This is a genomic window from Streptomyces sp. TAA204, from assembly GCF_000424965.1.
The window spans coordinates 527,884-540,029 of sequence record NZ_AUKW01000002.1 but is presented as its reverse complement, the minus strand read 5'-3'; the positions used below and the strand labels follow the sequence as shown (position 1 = coordinate 540,029).

The window sequence follows — 12,146 nt, the reverse complement described above, 5'->3', positions numbered from 1 at the left end:
AATGGGCCCATGGAGCTGATCAAGAAGGGCCACGCCTGCGTACGGATCGAGCGGGACGGGCGCACGCTCGTCATCGACCCGGGCGGCTTCAGCGAGGCGGACGCCGCCGTCGGAGCCGACGCACTGCTGGTCACGCACGAACACCCCGACCACTTCGACGAGGCACGGCTGCGTGCCGCCATGGAAGCCAACCCCGCCGCGCGGATCTGGACCCTGCGCGGCGTGGCCGAGAAGATCTCCACCACCTTCCCCGGCCGTGTGCACACCGTCGGTGAGGGGGACACCTTCGATGCGGCGGGCTTCGAGGTCGAGGTGCACGGACAGCTGCACGCCGTCATCCACCCCGACATCCCGCGGATCGCCAACTGCGGCTATCTCGTCGGCGGGTCCCTCTTCCACCCCGGCGACGCACTGACCGTCCCCGGCCGTCCCGTGGACACGCTGCTGCTCCCGGTGCACGCGCCCTGGAGCAAGGTCTCCGAAGTCATCGACTACGTGCGCGAGGTCGCCCCCCGGCAGGCGCTCGACGTGCACGACGGGCTCCTCGCCGACCAGGCGCGCCCGGTCTACGACCGGATGATCGGCGATCTGGGCGGCGCGAAGCACGGCCGTCTGGCCCCGGGCGAGAGTGTCGGTGTCGCGGGGTAGATTCACACGTATGCGTATCGCCACCTGGAACGTCAATTCCATCGGTGCCCGGCTCCCGCGGCTGCTGGCGTGGCTGGAGTCCTCCGGCCCCGATGTGGTCTGCCTCCAGGAGCTGAAGTGCTCCGCCGAGGCCTTCCCCGACGACGAAGTCCGCGCGCTGGGCTACGAGTCGGTCGTCAACGGCGACGGCAGGTGGAACGGCGTCGCGGTCCTCTCCCGGGTGGGCCTGGCCGACACCGTCCTCGGTCTGCCCGAGGGCCCCGCCTTCGACGGCGGTCAGGAGTCCCGGGCCGCCGCCGCGACCTGCGGCGGCGTGCGCGTCTGGTCGGTCTACGTGCCCAACGGCCGTGAGGTCGGCCACCCGCACTACGCCTACAAGCTGGAGTGGCTCGAAGCGCTCCGCCTGACCGCCCGTAGTGAGGCACCCGGCGAGCGGCCCTTCGCGATACTGGGCGACTACAACATCGCCCCGGCCGACGAGGACGTCTACGACCGGGCCGCCTTCGAGGGCTCCACCCATGTCACCGAGCCCGAGCGGGCCGCCCTGACCGCCCTGCGCGGGACGGGCCTGACAGACGTGGTGCCGCGTCCCCTGAAGTACGACCACCCCTACACGTACTGGGACTACCGCCAGCTCTGCTTCCCCAAGAACCGGGGCATGCGCATCGACCTCGTCTACGGCAACGCGCCCTTCTCGTCCGCCGTCAAGGACGCCTACGTCGACCGTGAGGAGCGCAAGGGCAAGGGCGCCTCCGACCACGCCCCGGTCGTGGTGGACCTGGATCTGTGACGCCGCGCGTCCGGGACGGTGCCGCCAGCTCTCCGGCACCGTCCCGGACGGCCGTCACGGCACCAGCTTGCGCAGCTCCACCGAGTCGGCCATCGCCTTCAACCCCGCGTCGCCCGGGTGCAGATGGTCCCCGCTGTCGTAGGCGGGCAGCATCCGCTGCGGGCGGGCCGGATCGCGTACGACCGCGTCGAAGTCGAGAACCGCGTCGAAGGCCCCGCCGCTGTCGCGGATGAAGGCGTTCACGGCGCTGCGCTTCGCCTCGACCTCCGCGGAGCAGTCGTGGTAGCCCTCGCAGGGCGTCAGCGTCGCCCCCACCACGCGCAGTCCGCGCTCACGGGCCCGCTCGGCGAGCGTCCGCAACCCCGCGACGACGTCCGCGGCGGAGGCGCCCCACCGCACGTCGTTGATGCCTTCGAAGACGACGACGGTACGGGCGTCGGTCTGGGCGAGCACGTCCCGCTCCAGCCGGTGCAGGGCGCTGACCCCTCCCGTGTCGGTGCTGACGCCGTCGCCGGGGTAGCGGTCGGAGATCACGCGGTTCGCCGAGATGCCCTGGTTGAGCACCCCGTAGCGCGGCACCCCGTCCTGGGCGCGCAGACGCCGCGCCAGCACGTCCGGCCAGCGCCGGTTCGCACCCTGCGTGGAGCGCACCCCGTCGGTGATCGAGTCGCCGAAGGCGACGACCGACCCCTGCCCGCCCCGCACGTCGACACCCGTCAGGAACGGCCACACCTCCAACGACCCGGTGAACGCGCCGCCCTCCTCGTCCCGTGTACGGTCCCCGCTCCCGCTCTCACTCATGTACGAGCGCTGGATGGCCGCACTGTGCACGGGTGCCGCCGCCACCGGCCCCGGCAGATGAATGCTCACCAGCAGATCGGAGTCGGGCGGCACCCGGAGTCCGACCGGGTCGCTGACCGCTTGCGCACCGGCCGGCATGACGGTCCCCTCGCGTCCGCCGAAGCGGAGCGGTACCGGCCGCCCCCGTCCCGCCGCGCCCTCGCGACGTACGACGACCGAGGCGTGGCCGATCTCGACGGGCGCGGAGGCGAAGGTGTTCGCCAGCCGGACCCGCGTGCGCGACCCGCCCTCCGAGGCGTGCACCACCAGCCGCAGCGTCTGGTCCCGCCACGGCCCCACAGCGGTGTAGCCGGAGCTGCTGGTGGACCAACTGCCGGTCCATCCCGCCGCGTCCCGTCGCACCGACGCCGCGAACACGTGCAGGTCCGAACCTGTGCGCGTGTCGTGGGGCAGCGTCAGCGAGCGGATCCGCCGGTCCTGCCGGACCGGCACGGTCACGGCGTAGAGCTTGGCCTTCTCCGTGAGCTGCCCGCCCGAGCGGGTGTTCACATGCGGCAGCGCCACCGCCTTGGTGGCCAGGGGGCCGCCGCGCCAGTCGGGCGCGCTCAGCGTGTAGGTGCTGGTGGAGCCGTCCCGGTAGCGGATCGTGCCGCTGCCCGTGACGTCGCCGCCCGGACCGCCGGGAGAAGTGCCCGCCACGAGCAGCGAGACGGCGTTGCCCTCGCCGCGGATCCGTACGTGCTGTCCGTCGGCCCGTACGTTGTCGGGACGGCCGGGCCGGGTGCGCGGCCAGCGAAGTGACGCGGAGTCGAGGTCGAGGCGGCGGCCCGGCTCCCAGCCGGCGGCGTGCAGGTCCTGTGCGGACAGCGAGTTGCCCGCGCCGTCGAAGTCGGCCTCCCCGGGGCGGGCGTCGTCACTCACCGCCCGGTTGTCGAAGAGCCGCTCCAAAGGGAGCGGCTCGGTGGTCGTTGTGCGGTCCTCCGCCACGGCGACGGCGGGGGCGCCCGTCGCGGTCAGCAGGATGACGAGGGGAACGCTCCACAGACGTCTGCGCACGCCGACTGTCCTCTCTCCCGGTCCGGCTCCAACACCCGTTCGTCGCGCCCCGATTCGACCGAGGCCCGGTGAAGGTAGAGAGGCGGCAAAGCGTCGTCAAGGTGTCCAACCCGACACGGGAGGCTTTTTCCCGCACACCTCACATGTGCACAGCGTGCCTGTGGTGCTCGCTCGGGCGGGGATGCCACCCTGAAGCGTATGAACATCCCCTTCCTGGACAACTGGCGCAAGAGACACGTGGGCACCCGGAGCGTGTCGCTCGCGGACGCGGTGTCCAGCGATCCCGAAAGTGCCGCGCAACTGCTGTCGGAATGTGAACTCCTGCGGGACCAGGCCGAGCGTGCGGGCGTCGAACTCGACGACTCACCCGAGTCGTTGGCCGCCCTGGACCAGCTCCTGCCGCGGTGGCGCGACGACCCGGAGGTCTCTCCCTGGCTCGGCAGCGACGCCGGTCTCTACCTGGGCACGGTCCTCGTGCGTACGGTTCCGGGCACGCGCTGGTGGCTGCGGGGCGACGGCCAGCCGGTGGTGCGGCTGCTCTCCGGCCGGGAGCTGGACGTGCTGGAGGAAGGGGCGTCCTGGGCGGAGACGGGCACGCCGGAGCTCTCGCAGCTCTACGCGGAGTTCTCCGAACGCTGAGTTCCCCGACGGCTGAGAGGCGCGCAGACGCCCCGGCAGCGGGGCGGGAGGACCTACGTGCTGGGAGCGGGGGCAGGGGGAGGGGGCGGCGTGGTGGCCGCGCGGGTGACGTCCCCGACCAGCTCGACGACGTCCGGCCCGTACGCCTGGGAGTTGATCACCCGCAGCAGTATGCAGAAGCTGCCGCCCGTCCCGTACTTGCGCTGCAGACGTGAGTGACGGCGGGCCAGATAGCGGGCCGCGGCCTGGTTGGCTATCGAGCGCTGGCCGCAGAAGAGGAAGACGGGCCGTGACCCCGCCTCCGGTCCGGCCGTCAGCCGCGCCAGCAGCACGTACTCACGGACGTCCTTCTCCATCACGTGCCGCTCGCCGCCGATGGTGAAGGTGCCGCGGTCCGTTCCGGGACCGGACTCCGAGCCGACGGTGACGCCCGGCAGCAGGGACCGCAGATGCGCCGCCGTCCGCCGGTTGGAGACGGGAGCGCCGATGCAGAACTCGGTGCGCTCCCCGAAACCCTGCTGCGCCACGTCGTGCGGGACGACGTCCGCGTTGGCGCCGCAGTCCTTGATCAGTGCGGACAGCTCCAGGAGTGCGAAGACGTCGTGGCGGGCCACGGACCAGTCGCTCGTGGCCGCGTCGCGGTTGACCACCAGCAGGCACTCCGAGTTGTCCGGGAGCCCGAAGAAGCGCTGCCTGCGCCGCAGTTTGCGCCGCCACAGGTATGTACGCGCGAACCAGCCCAGGGCGGTCGTGATGCCCGCCGCCACGACACCGAGAACGATGTCCCGCAGGTTGTCGGTCATGGGGCGGCAGCGTACAGCGGCGGCGCCGAAGGCCGAAGGGGACGGCGGCGGGCGATCTGCGGGTGAGAAGCACACGCACCGCTGCTGACGTGCGGGCGGCGGCGGGCTAGTCTGCGCTGACCGAACACGCAAGGAGGTCCCCATGCGGCGCATGACCAACCGCCGTTCCGCCAGATTGCTCGCCCTGATCACCGCCACGGCGGCCGTGGCCACTGTCGGTGTCACTCTGGCGCCCGCCGGGACGGGCACGGCGAACGCCGCACGGCCCGAGGCGAAGGAGCCGGTCGCGGTCGGCCACGGCGGAGCCGTCTCCAGCGTGGACTCCGACGCGTCCGCCGCAGGCATCAAGGTGCTCAAGCAGGGCGGCAACGCCGTGGACGCCGCCGTGGCCACCGCCGCGGCGCTCGGCGTCACCGAGCCGTACTCCGCGGGCGTGGGCGGGGGTGGCTACTTCGTCTCCTACGACGCGAAGAGCGGCAAGGTCCGCACTCTCGACGGGCGTGAGACGGCACCGATGAGCGCAGACGAGAAGCTCTTCCAGGAGGACGGCGAGCCGCTGCCCTTCGACGAGGTCGTCACCAGCGGTCTGAGCGTGGGCACTCCCGGCACGTCCGCCACCTGGGAGAAGGCCCTGGACAAGTGGGGCACCAAGTCGATGGGCAAGGTGCTCGCGCCCGCCGAGCGCATCGCCCGCAAGGGCTTCACGGTCGACGAGACCTTCCGTGAGCAGACCGCCGACAACGAGGAACGCTTCCGCAACTTCCCCGCGACGGTCGAGCTGTTCATGCCCGGCGGGAAGCTGCCGAAGGTCGGCTCCACCATGCGCAACCCCGACCTGGCGCGCACGTACAGGACCATGGCCCGTCAGGGTGCCGGCGCGCTCTACGAGGGCCCCGTCGCCGACGACATCGTCAAGACCGTGCGGAAGCCGCCGGTGGCGGCGGGCCAGGAGAAGAAGATCCGCGGCGGCGACCTGCGGGCGAAGGACCTCGCGGCGTACGACGTCAAGAAGCAGGCGCCCTCCCGCACCGCCTACCGCGGTCTCGACGTGTTCGGCATGGCGCCCTCCTCCTCCGGTGGTACGACCGTGGGCGAGGCGCTGAACATCCTGGAGTCCGGCGATCTGAGCAAGCTCAGCAAGAAGGAGCTGCTGCACCGCTACATCGAGGCGAGCCGCGTCGCCTTCGCCGACCGCGGCCGCTGGATCGGTGACCCCGCCGCCGAGGACGTACCGACCAAGGAACTCCTCTCGCAGGAGTTCGCCGACTCCCGCGCCTGCCTCATCAAGGACGACGAGGTGCTCAAGAGCCCGGTGGCGCCGGGCGATCCGCGTGACCCGTCCGACTGCCGCTCCGGCGACAAGGCCGCGCCGACGACGTACGAGGGCGAGAGCACCACGCACCTGACGACTGCCGACAAGTGGGGCAACGTCGTCTCCTACACCCTCACCATCGAGCAGACCGGCGGCAGCGGCATCACCGTCCCGGGCCGCGGATTCCTGCTCAACAACGAGCTGACCGACTTCTCCTTCGAGGCGGCCGACCCGGACGTGCACGACCCGAACCTGCCCGGACCGGGCAAGCGGCCGCGCTCGTCCATGTCGCCGACGATCGTGCTGGAGGACGGCAAGCCCGCCTTCGCACTCGGCTCACCGGGTGGCGCGACCATCATCACCACCGTGCTGCAGACCATGATCAACCACGTGGACCGCGGCATGTCCCTGCCCAAGGCCCTCAACGCTCCGCGGGCCAGCCAGCGCAACGCGGAGAAGACCGAGATCGAACCGGAGCTGTGGGAGAGCGGAGTGCGGCCCGAACTGGAGTCGCTCGGCCATTCCTTCACCGAGATCCCCGAACTGGGGGCGGCGACGGCGGTGCGGCCCCTGCCGGGCGGCCGCTGGCTCGCGGCGGCCGAGGAGGAGCGGCGCGGCGGCGGGTCGGCGATGGTGGTGCGTCCCGAACGCTGAAGCGCGCACCGGAAGCACTGAAGCGCGCACCGGAAGGGGTGTGCCGGACGGAAAACCGTACGTAGCATCGCTGTAACACCTCCCGTAACACGGCGGGTGTCCAATGCGGTGCATGGCAGATGTGCCCGTACCGCCGACCGTCCGGCAACTCCCCGGTGAGGTACGTGCGTACGCCGCCGGACTCCTCGAACTGACCGGCCGGCTCGATCCGGGCGAGGGATGGTACGCGGTCTTCGCCGCGCACGATCCGGACGGGCTGCGTGAGTGTCTGACAGGCCGGGAGATACCGCCCTGGGACGTGGTCGGCTCGCTGCTGCAGGATCTCGGGCACCGGGCCGGTCCCCGGGAGGCGGAGCAGGCGGAGAACCGGCTGCGTGCGCTGCACGGGGCGGCGGTCGCCGCCCACGACGCGCAGCAGGGCGACGGGCGGCTGCTGCGTGAGCGGCTCGCCGCCGCCTCGCGTGAGCGCGAGGAGACGGCGGAGCGTGTGCGCGGCCTGGAGGCGGCGGTGGCCGGACGCGTCCCGGACGCCGTGCTGGGTACGGAGCTGGTGTGGGCCCGGGACTACTTCAGGCGCATCGAGGCGCGGTGCGCCGAACTCGGCGCCCGGCTGGAGGGTTTGGAAGCCGCGCGTCCGCTGCCCGCACCCGCACCCGCACCCGCACCCGCACCGATGGTCATGCCCGCACCGGCTCCCGCTCCCGCTCCGTCCCGGGTTCCGGCTCCCGCGCCGTCCACGGCAGGACCGGCGGGTGACCGGGTGTCACCGGGCGCCCCGAAAGCGCCGGAGGATGCGGCCCCGGGCGCCGCGCCCCGCAAGAAGCGTGCACGGAGCGGCGGTTCCCGCTTCGCCGGCAGCTTCGAGGACGCCGCGGAGTCCGGCGCCGAGCCGGCGCCCATCGTGCCCCCGGGCGCGCCCTCACCCGATCTGGCCCCCTCCGCGCAGCCCCCGCCGCGTACCGGCGGCCCGCCCGCCGCGACGGACGGCACGCCCGGTGCGTCGGCCCCGCCGCGCGGCGCACGCTTCGCCGGAGCGGTGACCGCCGCTCCGCTGCGCCGGAGCGAACCCGGCCCCGGGGAACTCGCCGGGGCACGAGCCGCCGCGGAGGAGGCCGTGACGCGGCTGAGGGCCCTGCGCGGCGCCGGGCGCGGCGGTGAGGCGCACTACCTGCTCTGCGGGGCGGCGGGGATGCCGGCCGTGCAACTCGCGGTCCTGGTGGGCCGGTTGCAGCAGTCGGGGCTCTCGGCGGACGCGGGCACCCTGCTGTGGGAGGCCGCGACCCTGCCGCCCGCCGAGTTCGCCGACGCGGCCGACGCACTGTGCGCCGTGGGACACGGCGAGGACAGCGTACGGCTGCTGCGGCAGGGCGTCGCCCGCCCGCTGCCGCAGATCGCTCAGATCGCTCTGCTGCTGCACAGGGCGGACCGCCGGGTGCAGGTGAGGGAGTTGCTGGCCGCGGTGATGCGCTCCCGCACGCCGCCCGAGGTCGTCCAGATCGGCCGGGCGGAGCCCGCGGTGCTCGTCGGGGCGCTGCTGGACGCGGCCGGAGCCGTCTCGCCCGAGCACCACCGATCCGTTGCCAACGCCTTGCGGGGCGCGGGCCTGCCCGGCGTGCCGGAGACTGCCTGAGAGCGGGCCGGTGTGCAGTCGTGCGGGGCCGTGAGGGGCCCGCGGCAGCCGTGGGACGCCGCCCCGGTGCGTCGTGTGGAAACAAGATCGATCGGGCGACGTAACGTCGATGCCCTTGCCACCGTGGGTGACGGGATCTACGGTCACATTCTCACGTGGATCTACGCGTGTCGATTGGCCTTGACCTCCCGGCAAAGGAGCTGCTCATGCCCGATGTTGTGCGCGCCGCGCTCGTGCAGGCGACATGGACCGGCGACACCGACTCGATGATCGAGAAGCATGAGCAGCACGCGCGCGAGGCGGCCCGGCAGGGGGCCCGCGTGATCGGCTTCCAGGAGGTCTTCAACGCGCCGTACTTCTGCCAGGTCCAGGACGCCGAGCACTACAAGTGGGCCGAGCCCGTGCCGGACGGCCCGACCGTACGGCGGATGCAGGACCTGGCCCGGGAGACGGGCATGGTCGTGATCGTCCCCGTGTTCGAGGTCGAGCAGCCCGGTTTCTACTACAACACCGCAGCCGTCATCGACGCGGACGGCTCCGTGCTGGGGACGTACCGCAAACATCACCTGCCGCAACTTCCCGGGTTCTGGGAGAAGTTCTACTTCAAGCCCGGCAACCTCGGCTGGCCCGTCTTCGAGACCGCCGTGGGCAGGATCGGCGTCTACATCTGCTACGACCGCCACTTCCCCGAGGGCTGGCGCGAACTCGGTCTGGCCGGCGCCCAGCTCGTCTTCAACCCCTCCGCCACCTCGCGCGGCCTCTCCAGCCATCTGTGGCAGCTGGAGCAGCCCGCCGCCGCCGTCGCCAACGAGTACTTCGTGGCCGCCATCAACCGCGTCGGCAGGGAGGAGTACGGCGACAACGACTTCTACGGCACCAGCTACTTCGTCGACCCGCGGGGCCAGTTCGTCGGTGAGACGGCGAGCGACAAGGAGGAGGAACTCCTCGTGCGCGACCTGGACTTCGGTGTCATCGAAGCCGTGCGCCAGCAGTGGGCCTTCTACCGGGACCGCCGCCCGGACGCCTACGAGGGGCTGGTGCGGCCCTGATGAGCGCAGCGGACCCCGCGGAGGGGCCCACCACCCACGGCTCCCTCCTGGAACGCCACCGGCGCGTCCTCCCCGACTGGCTCGCGCTCTACTACGACGACCCCCTCGAGATCACCCACGGCGAGGGCCGGCACGTGTGGGACGGCGACGGAAGGCGCTACCTCGACTTCTTCGGCGGCATCCTCACCACCATGACGGCGCACGCGCTTCCCGAGGTCACCAAGGCCGTCAGCGAGCAGGCACAGCGAATCCTGCACACCTCCAGCCTCTACCTCGACCGTCCCATGGTGGAGCTGGCGGAGCGGATCGCGGCGCTCTCCGGAATCCCCGACGCCCGCGTCTTCTTCACCACCTCCGGTACCGAGGCCAACGACACCGCGCTGCTGCTGGCCACCTCCTACCGCCGCTCCAACCAGATCCTGGCGCTGCGCAACAGCTACCACGGGCGTTCCTTCTCGGCCGTCGGCATCACCGGCAACCGCTCCTGGTCGCCGACGAGTCTCTCGCCGCTGCAGACGCTCTACGTGCACGGAGGCGTGCGCACCCGCGGCCCGTACGCCGAACTGGACGACGCCGCCTTCATCGAGGCGTGCACCGCGGACCTGACCGACATGCTCGGCCAGAGCGGCGGGGACGTGGCAGCGCTGATCGCCGAACCGGTGCAGGGCGTCGGCGGGTTCACCTCACCGCCGGACGGACTCTTCGCCTCGTACCGCGAAGTCCTGCGCGAGCACGGCATCCTGTGGATCAGCGACGAGGTGCAGACCGGCTGGGGCCGTACCGGCGACCACTTCTGGGGCTGGCAGGCCCACGCGCAGGCCGGACCGCCCGACATCCTCACCTTCGCCAAGGGCATCGGCAACGGCATGTCGATCGGCGGCGTCGTCGCACGGGCAGGGGTGATGAACTGCCTCGCGGCCAACTCCATCTCCACCTTCGGCGGTTCGCCCGTCACGATGGCCGCCGGCAACGCCAATCTCAACCACCTGCTGGAGCACGACCTGCAGGGCAACGCGCGCCGTGTGGGCGGCCTGCTGCTGGAGCGGCTGCGTGCCGTGGCGGCCGGGACGCAGATCGTGCGGGAGGTGCGCGGACGGGGCCTGATGATCGGCGTCGAGCTGGCGGACCCGCACACCGGCTCGCCCTCGCCCCGGGCGGCGTCGCTGGTCCTTGAGCTGGCACGGGAGAGAGGGCTGCTCGTGGGCAAGGGCGGCGGCCACTCCACCAGCAGCGTGCTGCGCGTCGCGCCGCCGCTGAGCCTGACCGTGGCGGAGGCGGAGGAGGGCGCCGCGATCCTGGAGCACGCCCTGCGCGGGGCGGACACCGAACTGGGAGGGGAGAGCACGCAATGACACACACCCGTACGGTCGTTCGCGGCGGTCTGGTGATCACCGCGGCCGACGAGACACATGCCGACGTACTCATCGAGGACGGCCGCGTCGTCGCGGTCGCCGCCACCGGCAGCACCGTGGCGCAGGGGTGGAGCGCCGAGCGGACGATCGACGCCACCGGCAAGTACGTCGTCCCGGGCGGCGTCGACGCCCACACCCATATGGACTTCCCCTTCGGCGGGACCTTCTCCGCCGACGACTTCGAGACGGGTACCAGGGCCGCGGCCTGGGGCGGCACGACGACGATCGTCGACTTCGCCGTCCAGACCAAGGGGCAGGCCCTGCGCGAGGGCCTGGACCGCTGGCACGCCAAGGCCGACGGCCGGTGCTCTGTCGACTACGCCTTCCACATGATCCTCTCCGATGTGAACCAGGGCACGCTGAAGGAGATGGACCTGCTCGTGGAGGAGGGCATCACCTCCTTCAAGATGTTCATGGCCTACCCGGGCGTCTTCTACAGCGACGACGGCCAGATCCTGCGCGCCATGCAGCGCACCGCCGCCAACGGCGGCCTGGTGATGATGCACGCGGAGAACGGCATCGCCATCGACGTGCTCGTCGAACAGGCGCTGGCGGCGGGCCGCACCGACCCCCGTCACCACGGCGAGGTGCGCAAGGCGCTGCTGGAGGCGGAGGCCACGCACCGCGCCATCCAGCTCGCCAGGGTGGCCGGTTCGCCCCTGTACGTGGTGCACGTCTCGGCGGAGGAGGCCGTGGCCGAACTGGCCGCAGCGCGTGACAAGAACCTGCCGGTCTTCGGCGAGACCTGCCCGCAGTACCTCTTCCTGTCCACGGACAACCTGGCCGAGCCCGACTTCGGCGGCGCCAAGTACGTCTGCTCCACGCCGCTCAGGCCCCGTGAGCACCAGGCCGCGCTGTGGCGGGCGCTGCGCACCGACGACCTCCAGGTGGTCTCCACCGACCACTGCCCCTTCTGTTTCACGGGCCAGAAGGAGCTGGGCCGGGGCGACTTCTCCAAGATCCCCAACGGCATGCCCGGCGTCGAGCACAGGATGGACCTGCTGCACCAGGCCGTCCTGGACGGCCACATCTCGCGCCGCCGCTGGATCGAGCTGGCCTGCGCGACACCGGCCCGCATGTTCGGCCTGTACCCCAAGAAGGGCACGCTGCAGCCGGGTTCGGACGCCGACGTCGTCATCTACGATCCGCGGGCCGAGCAGACCCTCTCCGCCGAGACCCACCACATGAACGTCGACTACTCGGCGTACGAGGGCAAGCAGCTGACCGGGCACGTCGAGACGGTGCTCTCCCGCGGGGAGACCGTCATCGACCGGCGCACCTATGCCGGACACGCGGGACACGGGCAGTACACGCCCCGCGGTCTGTGCCAACTCCTGGACTGAAACGAAGTG

At 71.8% G+C, this 12,146-nt stretch carries 10 protein-coding genes; 8 read left to right on the top strand and 2 right to left on the bottom strand.

The features are described from left to right. Nucleotides 1–9: 9 nt before the first annotated feature. Together H343_RS0105135 and H343_RS0105130 are read left to right on the top strand one after the other, a co-directional pair. Nucleotides 10–648 (top strand): MBL fold metallo-hydrolase, encoded by a 639-nt coding sequence (locus H343_RS0105135; RefSeq protein ID WP_028430265.1) that lies wholly within the window; start codon nt 10–12, stop codon nt 646–648. Between the two features lie 10 nt (nt 649–658). Then, a complete protein-coding gene (locus H343_RS0105130) occupies nt 659–1,438 on the top strand; it encodes an exodeoxyribonuclease III (RefSeq protein ID WP_028430264.1) in 780 nt (259 codons plus the stop codon). A gap of 54 nt (nt 1,439–1,492) precedes the next feature. Here H343_RS0105130 and H343_RS0105125 read toward each other — a convergent pair whose 3' ends face one another. After that, nucleotides 1,493–3,295: an SGNH/GDSL hydrolase family protein gene (locus H343_RS0105125; RefSeq protein WP_028430263.1), complete on the bottom strand. Its 1,803-nt coding sequence runs from the start codon at nt 3,293–3,295 to the stop codon at nt 1,493–1,495. Nucleotides 3,296–3,493: 198 nt separating this feature from the next. Between H343_RS0105125 and H343_RS0105120 the strand changes: the two genes are divergently transcribed. Next, nucleotides 3,494–3,934 (top strand): DUF6278 family protein, encoded by a 441-nt coding sequence (locus tag H343_RS0105120; protein WP_028430262.1) that lies wholly within the window; start codon nt 3,494–3,496, stop codon nt 3,932–3,934. A gap of 53 nt (nt 3,935–3,987) precedes the next feature. Here H343_RS0105120 and H343_RS0105115 read toward each other — a convergent pair whose 3' ends face one another. Beyond that, nucleotides 3,988–4,737: a hypothetical protein gene (locus tag H343_RS0105115; RefSeq protein WP_028430261.1), complete on the bottom strand. Its 750-nt coding sequence runs from the start codon at nt 4,735–4,737 to the stop codon at nt 3,988–3,990. A gap of 142 nt (nt 4,738–4,879) precedes the next feature. Here H343_RS0105115 and ggt point away from each other — a divergent pair, with 142 nt between their 5' ends. The 5 genes from ggt to hydA all read left to right on the top strand — a co-directional run bounded on the left by ggt (nt 4,880) and on the right by hydA (nt 12,137). Then, nucleotides 4,880–6,703 (top strand): gamma-glutamyltransferase, encoded by a 1,824-nt coding sequence (gene ggt / locus H343_RS0105110; protein WP_028430260.1) that lies wholly within the window; start codon nt 4,880–4,882, stop codon nt 6,701–6,703. Nucleotides 6,704–6,815: 112 nt separating this feature from the next. Next, a complete protein-coding gene (locus H343_RS35205; protein ID WP_028430259.1) occupies nt 6,816–8,333 on the top strand; it encodes a hypothetical protein in 1,518 nt (505 codons plus the stop codon). Nucleotides 8,334–8,539: 206 nt separating this feature from the next. Then, on the top strand, nt 8,540–9,382 hold the full coding sequence (locus H343_RS0105100) for a nitrilase-related carbon-nitrogen hydrolase (RefSeq protein ID WP_028430258.1): 843 nt from the start codon (nt 8,540–8,542) through the stop codon (nt 9,380–9,382). Next, nucleotides 9,382–10,734, top strand: coding sequence for a class-III pyridoxal-phosphate-dependent aminotransferase (locus H343_RS0105095; protein WP_051264592.1), 1,353 nt, complete (start codon nt 9,382–9,384; stop codon nt 10,732–10,734). The genes H343_RS0105100 and H343_RS0105095 overlap by 1 nt, the downstream gene beginning before the upstream one ends. Further along, on the top strand, nt 10,731–12,137 hold the full coding sequence (gene hydA / locus H343_RS0105090; protein ID WP_028430256.1) for a dihydropyrimidinase: 1,407 nt from the start codon (nt 10,731–10,733) through the stop codon (nt 12,135–12,137). The genes H343_RS0105095 and hydA overlap by 4 nt, the downstream gene beginning before the upstream one ends. Nucleotides 12,138–12,146: the final 9 nt, after the last annotated feature.

Coding starts and splice junctions, on each gene's coding strand:
- H343_RS0105115 (WP_028430261.1), bottom strand. CDS start 4,737: ATGACCGACAACCTGCGGGACATCGTTCTCGGTGTCGTGGCGGCGGGC.
- H343_RS0105095 (WP_051264592.1), top strand. CDS start 9,382: ATGAGCGCAGCGGACCCCGCGGAGGGGCCCACCACCCACGGCTCCCTC.
- hydA (WP_028430256.1), top strand. CDS start 10,731: ATGACACACACCCGTACGGTCGTTCGCGGCGGTCTGGTGATCACCGCG.
- ggt (WP_028430260.1), top strand. CDS start 4,880: ATGCGGCGCATGACCAACCGCCGTTCCGCCAGATTGCTCGCCCTGATC.
- H343_RS0105100 (WP_028430258.1), top strand. CDS start 8,540: ATGCCCGATGTTGTGCGCGCCGCGCTCGTGCAGGCGACATGGACCGGC.
- H343_RS0105120 (WP_028430262.1), top strand. CDS start 3,494: ATGAACATCCCCTTCCTGGACAACTGGCGCAAGAGACACGTGGGCACC.
- H343_RS35205 (WP_028430259.1), top strand. CDS start 6,816: ATGGCAGATGTGCCCGTACCGCCGACCGTCCGGCAACTCCCCGGTGAG.
- H343_RS0105130 (WP_028430264.1), top strand. CDS start 659: ATGCGTATCGCCACCTGGAACGTCAATTCCATCGGTGCCCGGCTCCCG.
- H343_RS0105135 (WP_028430265.1), top strand. CDS start 10: ATGGAGCTGATCAAGAAGGGCCACGCCTGCGTACGGATCGAGCGGGAC.